Origin of the sequence: Hydrogenobacter thermophilus TK-6 (assembly GCF_000010785.1) — a bacterium.
Taxonomy (GTDB): domain Bacteria; phylum Aquificota; class Aquificia; order Aquificales; family Aquificaceae; genus Hydrogenobacter; species Hydrogenobacter thermophilus.
Genome location: NC_013799.1, coordinates 400,215 through 416,058, shown reverse-complemented (window position 1 = coordinate 416,058; position 15,844 = coordinate 400,215). Strand labels below are relative to the sequence as shown.

At 44.0% G+C, this 15,844-nt stretch carries 18 protein-coding genes; 4 read left to right on the top strand and 14 right to left on the bottom strand.

What is annotated here, in order from left to right:
• From HTH_RS02095 to HTH_RS02060, 8 genes are read right to left on the bottom strand one after another with little or no spacing between them, the layout of a single operon-like run.
• Window positions 1–1,719: an NADH-quinone oxidoreductase subunit D gene (locus tag HTH_RS02095; protein ID WP_012963061.1), complete on the bottom strand. Its 1,719-nt coding sequence runs from the start codon at window positions 1,717–1,719 to the stop codon at window positions 1–3.
• A 4-nt stretch (window positions 1,720–1,723) separates the two neighbouring features.
• Window positions 1,724–2,101 (bottom strand): NADH-quinone oxidoreductase subunit A, encoded by a 378-nt coding sequence (locus tag HTH_RS02090; RefSeq protein ID WP_012963060.1) that lies wholly within the window; start codon window positions 2,099–2,101, stop codon window positions 1,724–1,726.
• Window positions 2,102–2,104: 3 nt separating this feature from the next.
• Entirely contained in the window at window positions 2,105–3,565 is a 1,461-nt protein-coding gene (locus tag HTH_RS02085; RefSeq protein ID WP_012963059.1) for an NADH-quinone oxidoreductase subunit N, read from the bottom strand.
• Between the two features lie 6 nt (window positions 3,566–3,571).
• The gene (locus HTH_RS02080; RefSeq protein ID WP_012963058.1) at window positions 3,572–5,083 is read right to left on the bottom strand and encodes a complex I subunit 4 family protein; all 1,512 of its coding nucleotides are present in this window, start codon (window positions 5,081–5,083) and stop codon (window positions 3,572–3,574) included.
• A 4-nt stretch (window positions 5,084–5,087) separates the two neighbouring features.
• A complete protein-coding gene (gene nuoL / locus HTH_RS02075) occupies window positions 5,088–6,974 on the bottom strand; it encodes an NADH-quinone oxidoreductase subunit L (RefSeq protein WP_012963057.1) in 1,887 nt (628 codons plus the stop codon).
• A gap of 1 nt (window position 6,975) precedes the next feature.
• Window positions 6,976–7,284 (bottom strand): NADH-quinone oxidoreductase subunit NuoK, encoded by a 309-nt coding sequence (nuoK, locus tag HTH_RS02070; protein ID WP_012963056.1) that lies wholly within the window; start codon window positions 7,282–7,284, stop codon window positions 6,976–6,978.
• Entirely contained in the window at window positions 7,265–7,798 is a 534-nt protein-coding gene (locus HTH_RS02065; protein WP_012963055.1) for an NADH-quinone oxidoreductase subunit J family protein, read from the bottom strand. The genes nuoK and HTH_RS02065 overlap by 20 nt, the downstream gene beginning before the upstream one ends.
• On the bottom strand, window positions 7,795–8,418 hold the full coding sequence (locus HTH_RS02060; RefSeq protein ID WP_012963054.1) for a NuoI/complex I 23 kDa subunit family protein: 624 nt from the start codon (window positions 8,416–8,418) through the stop codon (window positions 7,795–7,797). The genes HTH_RS02065 and HTH_RS02060 overlap by 4 nt, the downstream gene beginning before the upstream one ends.
• A 148-nt stretch (window positions 8,419–8,566) precedes the next feature.
• On the opposite strand from HTH_RS02060, the gene HTH_RS02055 reads away from it, so the two are divergent.
• Window positions 8,567–9,436, top strand: coding sequence for a PSP1 domain-containing protein (locus HTH_RS02055; protein ID WP_012963053.1), 870 nt, complete (start codon window positions 8,567–8,569; stop codon window positions 9,434–9,436).
• Window positions 9,408–10,202, top strand: coding sequence for a radical SAM protein (locus HTH_RS02050; protein WP_012963052.1), 795 nt, complete (start codon window positions 9,408–9,410; stop codon window positions 10,200–10,202). Before HTH_RS02055 ends, HTH_RS02050 begins: the two co-directional genes overlap by 29 nt.
• Here the strand turns inward: HTH_RS02050 and HTH_RS02045 are convergent.
• From HTH_RS02045 to HTH_RS02020, 6 genes are all read right to left on the bottom strand, one after another.
• A complete protein-coding gene (locus HTH_RS02045) occupies window positions 10,199–10,612 on the bottom strand; it encodes a septal ring lytic transglycosylase RlpA family protein (RefSeq protein WP_232500450.1) in 414 nt (137 codons plus the stop codon). The two genes, HTH_RS02050 and HTH_RS02045, sit on opposite strands and share 4 nt — an antisense overlap.
• A gap of 233 nt (window positions 10,613–10,845) precedes the next feature.
• Window positions 10,846–11,565, bottom strand: a complete 720-nt coding sequence (locus HTH_RS02040; protein ID WP_014462556.1) for an ABC transporter ATP-binding protein — start codon at window positions 11,563–11,565, stop codon at window positions 10,846–10,848.
• Window positions 11,534–12,253, bottom strand: a complete 720-nt coding sequence (locus tag HTH_RS02035; protein WP_012963049.1) for an ABC transporter ATP-binding protein — start codon at window positions 12,251–12,253, stop codon at window positions 11,534–11,536. The genes HTH_RS02040 and HTH_RS02035 overlap by 32 nt, the downstream gene beginning before the upstream one ends.
• A complete protein-coding gene (locus HTH_RS02030; protein WP_012963048.1) occupies window positions 12,238–13,113 on the bottom strand; it encodes a branched-chain amino acid ABC transporter permease in 876 nt (291 codons plus the stop codon). Before HTH_RS02030 ends, HTH_RS02035 begins: the two co-directional genes overlap by 16 nt.
• On the bottom strand, window positions 13,106–13,969 hold the full coding sequence (locus HTH_RS02025) for a branched-chain amino acid ABC transporter permease (RefSeq protein ID WP_012963047.1): 864 nt from the start codon (window positions 13,967–13,969) through the stop codon (window positions 13,106–13,108). Before HTH_RS02025 ends, HTH_RS02030 begins: the two co-directional genes overlap by 8 nt.
• Window positions 13,960–15,135, bottom strand: a complete 1,176-nt coding sequence (locus tag HTH_RS02020; protein ID WP_012963046.1) for an amino acid ABC transporter substrate-binding protein — start codon at window positions 15,133–15,135, stop codon at window positions 13,960–13,962. The genes HTH_RS02025 and HTH_RS02020 overlap by 10 nt, the downstream gene beginning before the upstream one ends.
• A gap of 180 nt (window positions 15,136–15,315) precedes the next feature.
• On the opposite strand from HTH_RS02020, the gene HTH_RS02015 reads away from it, so the two are divergent.
• Together HTH_RS02015 and HTH_RS02010 are read left to right on the top strand one after the other, a co-directional pair.
• A complete protein-coding gene (locus HTH_RS02015) occupies window positions 15,316–15,513 on the top strand; it encodes a hypothetical protein (protein WP_014462554.1) in 198 nt (65 codons plus the stop codon).
• A gap of 10 nt (window positions 15,514–15,523) precedes the next feature.
• On the top strand, window positions 15,524–15,838 hold the full coding sequence (locus HTH_RS02010) for a hypothetical protein (RefSeq protein ID WP_012963044.1): 315 nt from the start codon (window positions 15,524–15,526) through the stop codon (window positions 15,836–15,838).
• The last annotated feature ends 6 nt before the right edge of the window (window positions 15,839–15,844 follow it).

The following is a 15,844-nucleotide window of genomic DNA, read 5'->3' as shown; positions in this document are numbered from 1 at the left end:
TCACCTGTCTATTTCTCCCACTACCGGGTCAAGGCTGGCAAGTATGGCAACCGCATCCGCTATCACCCTGTCCTGCATAAGCTTGGGATAGACACAAAGGTTGTACATGCTACCCGGCTTTATCTTCACCCTGTAGGGTTTTACACCCCCCGTTGAGTATATGTAAAAGCCCAGCTCACCCCTTGGGTTTTCTCCCGAGGAGTATATTTCACCTTCTGGCACCTTGAGACCTATCCCATCTAAGGAAAGCTTTATCTTCTTGGGGTCCGGAGATTCTGCAAAGTAAGGAGCAGAAGGTGGGAGCTTTTCAAGGAAGGCTACGCACTGCTCTATGATTCTGACGCTTTGCCTCATCTCCTCAAGCCTCACCAGGTATCTATCGTAAACATCTCCATTTTCACCCACAGGAATGTCAAACTCCACAAAAGGATAAGCATCATAAGGCTCCAGCTTTCTAAGGTCGTAAGCCACCCCTGAACCTCTTGCCACAGGACCCGTAAGTCCGTAAAAGTAAACATCTTCCTTGTTTATGACCCCCACTCCCACATTCCTTCTGAGCCATATTCTGTTTCTGGTGAGTATGTTCTCCCAGTCTCTGAGCTCTTTGGGAAATCTCTTTATAAAGGCTTTTATGACTTCTAGTGCCCCTTCTGGTAGGTCCATCCTCACTCCTCCCACTCTTGGGTAGCTTATGGTGAGCCTTGCCCCCGTTATGCCTTCTATGATGTCCATAATCTTCTCTCTTTCTTTAAAGGCATAAAGGAAGATGGTTAAAGCTCCCAGGTCCAATGCGTAAGTACCAAGCCAAAGAAGGTGAGAGTTTATCCTCTGAAGCTCGGACATCATAGTCCTTATGTACTTGGCTTTTTCAGGCACTATGTCTTCTATACCCAAAAGTCTCTCTACCGCCACCACCCAAGCCTGATTGGAACAAAGAGCGGATATGTAGTCCATTCTGTCTGTATAGACCAAAAACTGGTTGTACATCTGGCTCTCCGCCAGCTTTTCCACGCCTCTGTGAAGCTGACCCAATATCACATCACACTGGACAACCCTCTCACCCTCCAGGTCAAACAGAAACCACATGGTGCCGTGAGTGCCAGGATGCAAAGGTCCCCAGTTTAAAACTATCTGAGCCTTCTTTTTGAGCCTTCTCTTTTCGGTTATCTCAAGATCCTCAAGTGTTGGCACAGCTGTGTGCATCCTGTCATAGTTCATAGTTCCTGTAAGCTCGTCACCTCTTAGCACCTCGTTGAGAGAAGGTAGATATGTATTGGCATAGCCTTCCAAAGGAAAGTCCTTTCTTAAAGGATGGTATGGATAGGTTTCCCACATGAAGGCTCTCACAAGGTTTTCGTGTCCTTCGTAGCGTATGCCAAACATATCGTAGCACTCTCTCTCTGCCCACTTGCCGGCAAACCAAAGCTTTTCTATACTAGGAAGCGTACCGTCCGTCCATGTTTTGACCACCACCCTTTTTCTCTCATCCACATGGTAAAGTATGTAAAAAGCTTGGAACCTGGGTTTTTTGTCTGGAAAGTCTATAACCGAGTGGTCCACAAAAAGCTTAAAACCAAGCTGGTCTTTCAAAACCTTTAGCAGATCTATGAGCTTTTCTTTAGTTATGTGAAGGTTGGTAATGGTGGGTTTTACCTCCACCTCAAGGTCTGGAAATCTCTTTTTTAACTCTATAAAGTCCTCTTCCTTTGCCCAAGGCATGGCTTTACCTCTCCAAAACTTCCTCTTCAAACTGCCAGTCTAAGGCACCCTTTCTCCAGGCATACAAAAGCCCGTAAGTGAGTATCAGTATAAAGAGGAACATCTCAATAAAACCAAAAACCCCAAGATACTTATACACCACTGTCCAAGGGAATAGAAAAGCAGCTTCTATGTCAAAGAGAAGGAGCAAAAGACCCAGCAGATAATACCCCTGATGGAAGGTGGATTGAGCGCTCTGGTCATAAAGGGGAACACCACACTCGTAAGGATAGTCCTCCATACTCTCTGGAGTTTTTGGACCCAGCAGAGCGTTGAGAGATATAAGTATAAGAGCGAGTGCCAACATAACTCCAAAAAATGCCAAAAGCCCCATGTAATCCATACTTCACCTCTTAAAGAGCATTTCTGCGGATGGACTGACAAAACTCCATATTATTATAGGCACAGCTCCCAAAAATACAACGGACAAGGTCAGGACTATAAGCACTATTCTTTCAGCAAGAGAACTTTTTACCTGAAAGGGTTTACTGTTTTCCTTCATAAAGGTCAAAACCACCAGCCTCACATAATAACCCGTTGAGATACCCGTTGCCAGGATCATAATAAAGGCTAACCACCATAGCCTGTCAAAAGAGAGAGTAGTAAATATTAAAGCTTTGCTCACAAAACCCACCGTAGGCGGAACTCCCAGAAGGGAGAACATGAATATCATAAAGGAGGTTGCCACCCAAGGCATGCTGAATCTGAGCCCAGAAAATTCCTCCATCCTGTTTTGCCACTCTGGGTGTCTTTCCAGCAAAGCTAGCACTAAAAAAGCACCAGCGCCCATAAGAGCGTAGGCAACCAAGAAGTAGAGTACAGCCTTTAGTCCTATAACCTTTGCAACGGATATACCAGCCAGTATATATCCTGAATGAGCTATTGAAGAGTACGCAAGAAGCCTTTTGACATCCTTCTGAACCAGAGCCACCAGATTACCATAAAGCATAGTCATGGCAGATATGATGCTCACAGTAATGACCCACGCATAAGCAAAGTGTTCTTCAATCAGCGGCATGATCCTTACAACGGGTGCAAAAAAAGCCAACTTTCCCACCGAAGCCATGTAGGCGGTGACTGGTGTAGGTGCACCCTGATAAGCATCAGGAAGCCAAAAGTGAAAAGGTACAGCACCTATCTTTATGGCAAAACCTATTAAGAAAAAGACAAGCCCCAACACAAGAAAATACCTGTTTTCTCCTACGTGTGTCAGTATCTCTTTAAGGTCCAGCGACCCTGCGTAAAGGTACATAAAGGCAGCACCATAAGAAGCCAAAGCAATGCTGATACCACCAAGTATAAGATACTTAAAAGCTCCCTCCTTGGAGTTAAAGTCTCCTCTGAGAAGTGCGGTAAGTATATAAAAGGAAATAGAAACCCCTTCAAGAGCTACATAAAGGGTGATAAGATGGTAAGATGATGCCAAAAACATAGCACTTACCAAGGAGAAAGAAAGTATGTAATAAAACTCCCTATACAAAGAGAGCTTCTGCTGATAGTATCTATAAGCAAAAGCCAGAACAAATAAGGTTATAAGTATCATAAAAAACTGCAGAAAGGAGGAGAAGGTGTCTCTAACATAAAGATGGTAAAAGGTGCTTCCCGACAGGAAAGGATTTAAGGTTATGTAAAGCAGAGCTAAGGTATAACCTACTGCGCTCACAACTGTAAAAAGTCTGTGATGAGCTTTCTTGTAAAGAAGGTCTAAGCTGAAAAGAATAAAGCCCGTGAGCAAAACTATTATCTCCGGCATAAGGAGTTGTAGATGGGGAAACTCAATAACTCCTACCAAATCCCTCAGCTCCATAAAACACTAACCTCCTACCAATTTGCGCATTACTAAAAGCAAAAGCTCCTTAGCGGACTTATCAAATATGTTAAAAAACAGGTAAGGAGCAAGCCCAACCATAAACATAGGAAATACCAAAAGTAAAAAGGCGGATAACTTAAAACCTCTCACATCGGTAAAGTGTACGAGCTTGCTCTCTTCCTTACTGTCTAAGAAGAGTACCTTCATAAGGTAAAGGATATAGACTGCGCTGAAGAAAGCACCCACAAGCACCAGAAAAGCCAGTAAGGTAGTATACTCCCTCGCGGAGAGGATGGTGAGGAACTTACCCCAAAAGGAAGAGCCACCCGGAAGACCCATGGAGGAAAAGGCAGTCAGAACTGTGATAATAGCAAAGAGTGGCATGTATTTAGCGCTACCTTTCAGAGAGTCCATGTTAAAGCTGTGAAGCCTGTTATATATAAATCCGGCTATCATAAACAGGGAGGCAGATGTAAGACCGTGAGCGAACATCTCCATAATACTTGCCCTCAGACCTTCCATATTGAGAAGGAACATACCAGTAACAACAAAGCCCATGTGGCTTACTGAAGAGTAAGCAACGAACCTCTTGACATTGCTCTGACTTATAGTGTACCACGATGCCACAGCTATAGAGAAGATACCCCAAAGCACCAAGACAGGCATCAAAAAGACGGCCACCTCGGGGAAAAGTCCTATGTTAAACCTCAGAAGGGCATAAGTCCCCATCTTAAGGAGAATGGCGGCAAGCACCACAGAGCCAGCAGTAGGAGCTTCACCGTGTGCATCGGGAAGCCATGTATGGAAAGGTACAATAGGCGTTTTTACAGCAAAGGCTATAAAAAAGAGTAAAAACAGGAAAAGTCCATATTCTAGAGAGTAGTGGTTGTTCAAAAGGTCAAAGTAGCTGAAAGAAAACTTCCCGAAAAGTTTGTAATGCTCTACAGCAAGACTCACTATACCCAAAAGCAGAAAGAGAGAAGAGACGAAGATGTATATGAAAAACTTATAAGCGGAGTAGAGCCTCAGCTTGTATCCCCAAATGCCTATAACAAAGAGCATAGGCACCAGGGTAAGCTCGTAAAAGACATAAAACACCATAAGATCCCAGCTTGAAAAAACACCTATGAGGAAAGCCTCAGAAAGTAAGAACCAAAGGTAATACTCTCTGAGTCTGTGGTTTATCTGTCTATCCCTTACAGACCAGAGTATGGCGACGAAAGACACAAGCGTAGTAAGAAGGTACATAAGCATAGAAAGACCATCCAGCCCCAAAGCGAGACCTACTTTAAGTTCGGGAATGAGCGGGTAGTATTGGTAAAACTGAACTGCCTGTGCCTTTGAAAAGTCAAAGAAGAGAAGCGAAGAGAGAGCTATTAAAAAACTTATCCCCGCTGAAAAAAGACTTATCCCTTTGGAGAACCTTTCAGGTAGCAAAAGTATCAAGAGACTACCAAAAACCGGCACCATCATACTAAGTGGTAAGAGTGGGAAAGTAGCCTCCAGCCTTTCCATCCTTTCACCTCAGAGAGTAAGTTATCACACCGAGTATGAAAACTATACCCATCAAAAGAAACAGTACATAATTGTTTAAAAGACCTGTTTGAAGGTTTCTTACGTATCTTCCAGTTTTAAAGGATAGCTTTGCCACACCATTAACAAAGAGGTCAACAACCATAATATCCAGTTTCATCCACAGAAACCTAACCACCTTAAAGTAAAGAAATGCCAAAAGATTAATAAATCCGTCTATGGTAATTCTATCGCCTATGCGATAAAGCGCTTTAGAAACCACAAGGTATCCGTATGCTATCAGTTTGTGGTACAGCTTTTCGGTGTAAAACTGCTCCCTGAAGGTGTCCGCAATGGGTTTTAATGCTCTGTATGCTCTGCGGTGGTCTATTGCCCCCTTCACATACACTGCATACGCTATCCCTATACCTGTCAGCCCTATCAAAACCGAGCTTATGGCTATGCTAAGGTGAAGCTCACTCTTGCTTCCCATCACTCTCATGTACCAGCCTTCTATAAGCCCTGATACTACGGAAAGCACACTCAGTGCCACCATGGGTAGCACCATCACCTTCTCACTCTCGTGTGGCTTTTCCTCATACTCTCTCTTTGAGACAAACATTACAAATCCTTCCCTGAAGATGTAGTAGGCTGTGAGTAGGCTTACAAAGCTTGCCAAAAGTCCCCATCCTGTACCTGCTTCGTATGCACTGCTTATTATCCTGTCTTTGCTGAAAAACCCAGAAAGGGGAAATATGCCAGAGAGTGCCAACGCTCCCACTATAAAGCTCCAGTAGGTGGCTGGCATGTACTTCTTTAGCCCTCCTACTTGGTATATGTCGTACACCTGGTGGTGAAAGGCGTGGATGACCGACCCTGCTGCCAAAAATAGCAGGGCTTTAAAAAAGGCGTGTGTGGTAAGGTGAAACATGGCTCCTGCTTTGTCTCCCAATCCCAGTGCCAGATACATAAGTCCCAGTTGGCTCATGGTGGAAAAGGCTATTATCTTCTTTATATCCGTATGGGATGTGGCAGCCAAAGCTGCAAAGAGCGCAGTTATGCCCCCTATAAGCGCCACCACCTTGAGACTCTCGGGAGTTGCCTCAAACAGAGGATATAGCCTTGCCACCATATAAACGCCTGCTGCTACCATGGTGGCAGCGTGCAAAAGAGCAGAAACTGGCGTGGGACCTGCCATAGCGTTGGGAAGCCATGTGTGAAGAGGGAGCTGTCCAGACTTTCCAACAGCACCACCAAAGAGAAGAAGTGCGCAGACAGAAAGAAGAGCAGAAGGCACACTGCTCACCTTTCCAAATATGTCCAAAAGGGACAAAGACCCAAAAATATAGAAGGAAGAGATTATGCCAAAAATGAAGAGCCAATCACCCACTCTGTTCATGACAAAGGCTTCCAAGGAAGCATCCGCAGCCTTCTTCTGAGTGTGGAAGTAACCAATAAGCAGGTAAGAGGCAAGACCAACACCCTCCCAGCCAAAGAAGATACCAAGCAGGTTGTCAGACAGAACTATAAGGAGCATGGCAAAGAGGAACAGAGACAGGTAAGCGTAGAACTTAAAAGTCCAGTGACCAAATAGGTTGTGCATGTATCCTATAGAGTAAACAAAGATGAGACAGGCCACAAGAGTGACCACAGCGCTGGTAATGGAAGAGAGAGCATCAAAGTAAAGACCAAAGGAGAGGAAGGGCAGAAAGTCATAGAGCTTGACGCTGAAGGGTGAAGAGATAGCCTTAGAGAGTATGGTAAGGGAGAGTACAAAAGAGAGCAAGCCTGCGCCTATGGTGATGAGTGCCGAAAGAAGGTCTCCCATGTATCTGCCCAAAAGACCCACCACCAAAAAGGCAAAGAGTGGCAAAAACAGCACCAGCGCTTCCATTTTATCCTCTCATGTCAGTTATTTCATCCGTAGATTCTACACGCCTCAGCCTGAATATGGATATTATGATGCCTAAGCCCACAGCCGCTTCAGCAGCAGCCAAAGCTATGATAAAAAGTGCAAAGATCTGACCGTTTGCTAAACTCAGATGAGCATCAATGCCTACAAAAGCGATGTTAACTGCATTCAAAGCCAGTTCGGTGCTCATAAGCACTGTCACTAAGTTGCGCCTAACTACTATACCAAAAAGACCAAGACCAAATATAACTATGCTTAACAGCATATAAGCCTCAAGGGGTATTGCTGTCATAGGTCTGAGCCTCCTTCCTACCTATTATAACAGCACCTATCATACCTATTAAAAGCACCAGAGAAACAAGCTCAAAGGCAAAAAAGTACTTGCTGAATAAGATGCTACCTATGACTTCCGTATTACCAAACTTCTTTGAAAGTTCCTTTATCTGCCCCTTAGGTGATGCGCTCACACCCAGAGAAAACACTATCAATATCTCAAAGTATAGGAGCAATAGGATGGGGAAAGACAAGACACCCTCAACCCTGTAATGAGAGTCCTTTTTAAGCGCCTTCTCCCAAGGTACAGCGGTTAGGACAAACACATAAAAAACCGTTACGGCAACTGCATATATGAGAAGTTGTAAAGCACCGACAAGCTCTGCACCAGCTACAAAAAACACTCCCGCTATAGCTATGAGGGAAGAAAGGAGGGATAGGATAACATAAACTGGATTGGGGAGTAAAACCACACCCAATGAGGATACAACAGCCAGCAAGGAGAAGAGTAAAAAGGTGATCCACTGTATCACCCTTTTACCTCCGGCAGTTTAAGGTCGTTTTCACGCCAGAGCTTTTGCCTTTGATGGTTATCTATCCAAATTCTGTCAGGCTCTTTCTCTCTTCTTGCCTGCCAGTCCCTACCTATCTGCTCCAAAGCCTCAAGGTTTAAAATAGCATCCTTCCTCGTGTAAGAAGCCGTTTCGTGAATATCGCTGTTAAAAAGGCAGTCTACAGGACAGGCATCTACACAAAAACCGCAGAAGGTACAGAGCATAAGGTTCATGTTAAAAATGCTAACAACCCGTTTTCCGTTGGGAAGCTTCTCGCCTTCTATCTCAAAGAGCTGTGGGACTGGACAGGCTCTTTTGCAAAGCATACACACAACGCACCTGCTCCTTCCGGGCCTTACCTCTATTTTAAACCTTTCCACCCACTCATCAAAGGCTGGTTGGGGCTCATTCCCATCTACCACCTTATGTCCCAAGAAGCCTCTGAACCTCTTAGGAGGTGTTAGCTTCTCGTAAGGGTAATGGGTGGTTATAGTTTTACTAAAAGCGTGCCTTATTGTAACAGAGAGCCCTTTTATAAAGTCAACAAAGAATATCCTCTCAAGCCAGCTTAGTTGCCTCTCAAACACCTTCTTTATCATGGAACTACTCCGCTGGGATATTATAAACCAATCTTTAAATTTAAGCGTCTTTAAAAAAAGGTAAAAGGAGAGGCAGGGGAGAGGCTAAGCGCTCATTTAAGTATGAAGCTATTTTGTTAAGATAGTGTGAAGGTGTATAATTAAAACCATGCTTTACATAAAGGCAAGGTTTCAGGATACTGGGAAGATATTCCAAGTAGAGGGTGTGTGGGACGATGGCATAAAAAGAGATGACCTTATAGTAGTCAGCTCAGAAAAGGGTGAAGAGGTAGTTAAGGTGCTTGGCCTATCAAAGCAGCCATCCCAGATAAAGGCAACCTTTTTAAGGAAGGCAAAGGATGAAGATATACTAAAGATGGAGGAGAACGAAAAAAAGGCGCAAAACCTCTACTCACTTTGTAAGGAAAAGATAGCTCAGCATGGACTTGGCATGAAACTCATAAAGGCATACATACCCTTAGATGCCGGGAAGGTGTTCTTTTACTATACTTCGGAACAGAGGGTTGACTTTAGAAATCTTGTCAAGGATCTGGCAAAGGTTGTAAAGAAAAGGATAGAGATGAGACAGATAGGTGTGAGGGATGCTGTGCAAATGACAGGATGGGTAGGTGCGTGCGGTGATATACCTTGTTGCGTAAGGTTCTCCGAGAATTTTGAGTCTATATCCCTCAAAGATATAGAGGATCAGAATCTGCCTCTTTCACCTACCAAGTTTACAGGTCCCTGTGGAAGGCTTCTTTGCTGTCTTGCCTATGAGAGGGACAACTACATGATAAGGAATCTTCTTCCTGAGGTGGGAACAGAGCTGTGTTTTAAGGGTAAAATCTACAAGCTTCTCTACATAGACCCACCTATGGACAAAGTACTCATAGAGTCCGAAGGGAAAAAGGAAGAGCTAAGCATCTCATCACTTCTGCCTTACGGATACGAGAAGGCTCTCAGGCATTGTAAAAGCTGTGGACTTTGCTGTAGAAGAGCTTACAAAGAAGATGAAGCTTTTATCAACCTTCAAGAGTGAACTTAACAGGCTTTTTGTCTTTGAACTTGAAGACTCCAACAAAATAGAGGCAGTCTTTTACAGAGGTGATACCCTGTGCATTTCTACTCAGGTAGGTTGTGCCATAAGATGTCCCTTCTGCCTTTCTGGAAGCGCAGGATTTGTTAGGAATTTGACTTATGAAGAGATATTAGCCCAGTATTACCTTCTAAGAGACACTCTCCCCATAAAAAGGATAGCAGTAGCAGGTATAGGTGAGCCTTTGATGAATTATTCCCATGTGATAAGAGCTTTCTGGAAGTTCAAAGAGGAAGGTTTAAAGGTTTCCTTTTACACCACAGGTTTTCCTCACATACACCTAAGAGAGCTTATACATATTCCTCACAATGGACTAACCATATCCATACACTCTACAAAATCAGAAAAGAGAAGAAAACTTATACCTCACGGCGGTGATCTAAATGCTCTCATTGATATGCTCAGAGAAGAGCTTCCCAGAATGTCAAAGAGAAAGAGAAAAAAGGTGAGCCTTGCATACCTCCTCCTCAAAGGTGTAAACGACAGCTACGAAGACCTTGAAGAATTTGCAAAACTTGTGCGTGATCTGGGAGTAAGCGCTACACTCCTTTACTACAACAGTACAGGCTTTTTTGAAACCATGAGCAAAAGTGAGTATGAGGAGAGATTTCTATATCTACGGGGGTATGGTATAAGAGTAAGTCTCTCCACACGCTTCAGGAAGGATAGCCTGGGAGGGTGTGGCACACTTGTAATAAACAGATGCTAAAAAGTTCTAATGATGTCCATTATATACTCATCTTCATCGCCCCTATCCACATCCGCTACGCAGTAAAGGGGCATAGCTTTTACTTTCACAATACCCTTTTTGAGTATGCCCAGTTTTTCCGCTGACGCCTTTGAAAGGTCAAGTATCCTACCCTTTACAAAAGGTCCTCTGTCGGTTATTCTCACTATTACTTCTTGATCATTTTCAAGATTTCTTACAAGCACATAGGTATTTAGTGGAAATACCTTGGAAGCTGCCGTATATTTGTATCTGTCAAAGGATTCTCCGCTTGCAGTTCTTCTTCCGTGAAAACCTTTACCGTACCAAGAGGCATATCCCTCTATTTCCTCACACTCACCTTTAGCCAAAACCACACCAAAAAGCATAAAAACCAACAGCAATATCCACATTTTTAACCTCCCATTAAGGAATTTAGTAGCATAATAGCACACAAAATGCAACCATGTCAACTTTTAACGAGACTGTTTAAAAATCCTTAGATATAACATTTTCAGAGCTTTCAAATGTGCCATAGCTCTCAAAAGCAAAAGACACAATAAAAGGAGCTTCGCAAGAACCATCAGATTGTATAAAGCAAACCTCCCAAGCACATAAAGGCTCGCCAGATGTTAGTTGCAAAGGCTTAAACACCCATATAAATCCTTCTGACGGTATCCTCTTTAAGGAGTTTTTGGACATCTCCTTGAGCAACGACCCTTCCAAGATCAAACACATAACCCCTTCTACACATGCTACCCGCAAGATAAACTTCCTGTTCTACTACGAGCATGGCTATGCCTCTTTCCCTGTTTATAGACATCAGAGCTTGCCCTAACTTGTCCACCATCTTGGGCGAAAGTCCTAAAGACAGCTCGTCAATCATAAGAAGTAGAGGCTTAGACATGATGGCTCTTCCTATGGAGAGCATTCTCTGAAAACCACCCGAAAGCTCACCTGCCAATTTTTTCCTTTGGGAAGCAAGGTCAGGAAAGTAGTGATATACCATTTCAAGTCCTTCTTTGACATTTTTCTTTCTTGTGTAAGCCCCCAGTATTAAGTTCTCCTCCACGCTCATACTCAAAAAGAGGTTTCTTGTATCGCTTGCGAAGGCAATGCCCAGCTTTACCCTATCGTGAGGGCTGAGTTTTGTTATATCCCTGCCACGGAATCTTACAATTCCACTCCAGGGCTTTATAATACCGCTCAGCACCTTTAGAAGTGTGGTCTTCCCTGAGCCGTTGGAGCCAAACACAACAACCGCCTCTCCCTCCTTCACCGTTATACGCACATGGTAAAGTACCTGCGCATCTTTGTACCCGCAGTTTATACCATCACACTCCAAGAGAAGAGTATCTCTCTCCAAGATATGCCCTCCTTACCTTTTCATCACGAAAAGCTTCGTACTTGTCCCCATCGTATATGACCCGCCCACCTGCCAGTACGAGCAGTCTATCCGCGAGGGGAACAAGAGCGCTTAAAACGTGCTCCACAATAACTATACCCAATCCTTCATCCTTGAGCTGTTTTATCAGATGGGATACCTCCCCAATAGAAGCTGGATTTAGTCCAGCAAAGATCTCGTCAAGCAAAAGGACCTTAGGTTTTATAGCCAGAGCCTTGGCAAGCTCAAGCCTCTTTCTTTGAGCCAGAGACAACTTATCGGAAGCCCTGCCCTGGAGTTCATACAGACCTGTTTTCTTTAAAAGCTCATCTATCTGCACATCCCTTCCCGAGTGTAGCTGTGCTATCTTGAGGCACTCCAGTACAATAAGAGATGGGAAGGCTCTCGGATTCTGAAAGGTTCTTCCCATGCCGAGCCTTGCCCTCACATGGGGTTTTGCGTCACTTATATCCTTACCCATTAAAAGGATCTTTCCACTGTCTTGCCTTATTAAGCCAGAGATCACATTAAGAAGCGTGGTTTTGCCAGACCCGTTGGGACCTATAATTCCAAGGATTTCACCCCCTTTAACGCTGAAGGATACACCTTCCAGCACTCTATTACCACCAAAGGACTTTCTCACATCAATAACCTCTAAGAGCCTTTCCATAAGACACCCTTCGGGAATATCAATATAAGGAGGATTATAGCAATACCCAAGAGCAGTCCGTGTACCTGTGGAAAACTGCTCCACATTAGCTCAAAAATAAGCTCAAAGAGGATTGACCAGAGGAGAGGTCCAAGGATGGGAGCCCTCATGGAAAGGATGAGAATAAAGAAAGTCTTTACTGAAAGCACCGGGCTAAAGACGGTGGGTGCATCAATGTACGCACTCCAGATGGAAAAAGTACCCCCCAAAAGACCCAAGGAGAAGGTCATGGAGATGAGCATCAGCATTTTGTAAGGCGTGGGGTTTATACCCAAGATTTGGGCTGCCTCTTCATCCTCCTTTATAGCTTTAAGGGTCTTCCCTAAAATGGACCTTTCCAGAAAGGCACAGTAAATTAGCAGTATGACAGTAAGCAACAGAAAGAGGTAAAAGGCAATTAAGTTGCTACTCTCTGAAACTTTTAGGGCATAGCCTTTTGTACCGCCAGTTATGCTGAGGTTTTCAGCCACCTCCATAAGCGTGATCTGCAAAGCTAATGTACCTATAGCAAAGTAATGGCTTTTTAATCTCAGAACTACGGGCAAAAGGGGTATGGCAAAGAGGGAGGAGAGGATCCCTGCAAATGGCAGGGATGCATAAATAGGTAAGTTGTGGGAGAAGAGGAGGGAAAAGGTATAAGCCCCTATACCGAAGAAGGCAACGCCTCCAAAGGTAGGATACCCAAGAAAGTGAAAGAAGAGGTTGTGAGAGTAAGCAAGAGAGGAAAGTAGCAAAGCAGAACTTGCTACACGAAGCCAGTAAGGGTCTGCAAGTAAAGGGAAAACAGCACCTGCTATAACCAAGATAAACAGCTTAAGCATACTTTATCCCAATAAGGCCGCGAGGTCTGAATATAAGGAAAAACACTAGAATAAGCAGGGATACCGCCGTTTTCCACCCTTCACCTAAGTAAAAACCGGAGAAGACTTCGGAAGAGGCAAGTATAAAACTACCCGCCAGCAGACCATGAGTGCTTCCCAAACCTCCCACAACGCAAACGAAGAAAGCTCTTAAGGTTATGCTCTCAGAATCAAAAGGAGTAAAACCCTGAAGGAAGGCATAAAAGCCCCCTGAGATCATAGCAAGAGCTGTAGCCAAAGATGTGCTCACTGTATAGACCCTTTTGGGGTTTATACCACAAAGCTGCGCACCTATAGGATCAGCCGAAATAGCCCTTATGGCTTTGCCCGTCCATGAAAACTTAAGGTAAAACTGCAAAGCTGATATGACCAAAGAAGAGAGAAGGAACACTGAGAGCTTATTGTAAGGAACAATAAAGTCACCAAGAAGAAGAGATCCCTCCAAGCCTTTTACCGATAAGGACCTTATATCCGCCTTAAAGAGGAGGTTAAGGAAGTTGGTAAGAAGTATATCAAGCCCAAAGGTAAGCACAAGTAATGTAAAGGGTTCGTAATTCATCAGTTTGTTGAAAAAGAACATTTCAAGCACAGCACCGCTAAGCAAACCGACTGCAAGCACTATAAAAAAAGCAGTTAAAAGACCCACACCTGAAAGATAAAGTGTGTAAAGCAAGTAAGCTCCCAAAAGCACAAAAGAGCCATAAGCTAAGTTGATTATGCCTGTCACTCCCCACATGAGGGAAAAGCCAGAGGAAAGCATACTGTAAAAGCCTGCAAGGAGCAAGGCATCAAGAAGGAGCTGGAAAACTATCTCCATTGGGGTTTGGGATATATGGGTTTGGCTTCTTCAAAGGGATAAACAGTTACCTGCCTACCTCTTTGTATCTGAATAACTGCCATAGGTTTTGTGACCACTTTACCCGTATCGTCAAAGCCTATCACTCCAAAGAGGGTTTCCACCTTCAGCTTCCTGAGAGCATTTCTAACCTTGTCTACTTCAACACTTCCTGCCTTCTCAATGGCCTTCTGGAATACTATACCTGCCGCAACTGCACCTGCCACATGGTACTCCGGGTCTGAACCAAACCGCTCTCTATAAAGCTTCACAAACTCACGGTTGTTCCCGAATAACGGATCTCTGTAATTGAGCGCCGTACTCCACTGGACTGGTCCAAATATGCCCTCCGCATCCTCCCCAAGAGCCTCAGCAAAAGCAGGCAGTGCTGGACCTACAGTAAGCCCCAAAAATCTTGGATTTATCCTAAACTGTTTTAACTGCTTTACCATTAAGACAGCATCCTGAAAATGCCCTGAACCTATTACTATATCAGGTTTTAAAAGCCTTAACTTTTGCATGAGACTGGACAGATCTTGCACCTGTTTGGGATAACCCTCATAAAGCACCACATTAAGACCCTTTCTTCTGGCATGCTCTAAAGCACCTTCAGCCGCATCCTGTGAAAATATGTCCTTTTCGTATATTATGGCTATCCTTTTTGCACCTCTGTCTAAGTTGGTAGCAAGCTCAACAAGGTCCCTTCCGTAATTGGGTGCAACGGTGTAAAGACCAAAAACATTTCTGTATCCCTTCTGATATATGTCGGAGGAGGCACCGCCAGCCTGTACCATAATAGCCCCATACTTCTCCACTATGGGTGCAGAAGAAAAAACCTGAGCGCTCCCGTACGGTCCAAGAATAAACTTGATGCCATCTTCTACTATAAGCCTCTCTACGAGCCTCGCAGAAGTTACAGGGTCGCTCTGGTCGTCGTAATACACTACATCCACCTTATAGTGCTTTCCTCCCACTTTTATACCTCCCAGTGCGTTGACCCTTTCCTTCCAAAGCTCATAGCCTTGCTTGAGTAGCTGACCCTCTTTGGCAAGCTTACCAGTAAGTGATATGGCTGCACCGAACTTTATAACATCCTGTGGGAAAGAGAGACTCACAAGCACCAAAAGGATCGCCAACAACACCTTCATAAGTATAATTTTAACCTCCAAGAACCTTCTTAACAAAAACTTAACAATTTTTCAATAAACTGAAGGCAGATGATTGAGTACATATCCGTGAGCGAAGGAAGGGCAAGGCTGTACTTTTCTACAAGGGAAGAGAGAGACCTTTTTATGCGTGGGATAAGGGAAATGGAGGGAGTATAGGATTTGGAGGGTAAAGAAAACACTAAGACTCTTCTTGTGATTTACAACAAGAGAAGCTTCGCAGAGTACTTTATAAACCAAATAAAGATACGCAGGGAGGCTAAGCGTTTAAACATGGCTATGTTAGGAAGCGTTGCAGGTCTTATAACTTTCGGTGTATGCAGTATGTTTCTGGTGCCTTATGTAAAAACAAAACTTTAAGGAGGTAAGGATGCTAAACATTAATATTCCCAACACCTTGGGTGGATGTATTTCCACCAATGCTATGCTGTATGGTTTTGGTGCGTTGGCGGGTCTTGTGATTTTGAGCAAGCTTCTGCGGGATTCAAGACCTATCTTAGTTTCTGCCACCAAAGAGGTTATAGCCTTTCAACAGTGGCTAACGGGTAACTTGGAAGAGGGTAAGGAGTTCTGGGAAGATGTGTTTTCCGAGGCAAGGCACCTTTACAGGCTTGAAGTGGAGAAAAAACTTGAGGTGCTTCAAAAGCAACAGGAGATACTCCAGAGGATAAAAGATAGACTTTAAGGGGGT

Coding starts and splice junctions, on each gene's coding strand:
- nuoK (WP_012963056.1), bottom strand. CDS start 7,284: ATGACAGCAATACCCCTTGAGGCTTATATGCTGTTAAGCATAGTTATA.
- HTH_RS02095 (WP_012963061.1), bottom strand. CDS start 1,719: ATGCCTTGGGCAAAGGAAGAGGACTTTATAGAGTTAAAAAAGAGATTT.
- HTH_RS02025 (WP_012963047.1), bottom strand. CDS start 13,969: ATGGAGATAGTTTTCCAGCTCCTTCTTGATGCCTTGCTCCTTGCAGGC.
- HTH_RS02030 (WP_012963048.1), bottom strand. CDS start 13,113: ATGCTTAAGCTGTTTATCTTGGTTATAGCAGGTGCTGTTTTCCCTTTA.
- HTH_RS02085 (WP_012963059.1), bottom strand. CDS start 3,565: ATGGAGCTGAGGGATTTGGTAGGAGTTATTGAGTTTCCCCATCTACAA.
- HTH_RS02010 (WP_012963044.1), top strand. CDS start 15,524: ATGCTAAACATTAATATTCCCAACACCTTGGGTGGATGTATTTCCACC.
- HTH_RS02020 (WP_012963046.1), bottom strand. CDS start 15,135: ATGAAGGTGTTGTTGGCGATCCTTTTGGTGCTTGTGAGTCTCTCTTTC.
- nuoL (WP_012963057.1), bottom strand. CDS start 6,974: ATGGAAGCGCTGGTGCTGTTTTTGCCACTCTTTGCCTTTTTGGTGGTG.
- HTH_RS02060 (WP_012963054.1), bottom strand. CDS start 8,418: ATGATAAAGAAGGTGTTTGAGAGGCAACTAAGCTGGCTTGAGAGGATA.
- HTH_RS02080 (WP_012963058.1), bottom strand. CDS start 5,083: ATGGAAAGGCTGGAGGCTACTTTCCCACTCTTACCACTTAGTATGATG.
- HTH_RS02045 (WP_232500450.1), bottom strand. CDS start 10,612: ATGTGGATATTGCTGTTGGTTTTTATGCTTTTTGGTGTGGTTTTGGCT.
- HTH_RS02090 (WP_012963060.1), bottom strand. CDS start 2,101: ATGGATTACATGGGGCTTTTGGCATTTTTTGGAGTTATGTTGGCACTC.
- HTH_RS02050 (WP_012963052.1), top strand. CDS start 9,408: ATGAAGCTTTTATCAACCTTCAAGAGTGAACTTAACAGGCTTTTTGTC.
- HTH_RS02035 (WP_012963049.1), bottom strand. CDS start 12,253: ATGGAAAGGCTCTTAGAGGTTATTGATGTGAGAAAGTCCTTTGGTGGT.
- HTH_RS02055 (WP_012963053.1), top strand. CDS start 8,567: ATGCTTTACATAAAGGCAAGGTTTCAGGATACTGGGAAGATATTCCAA.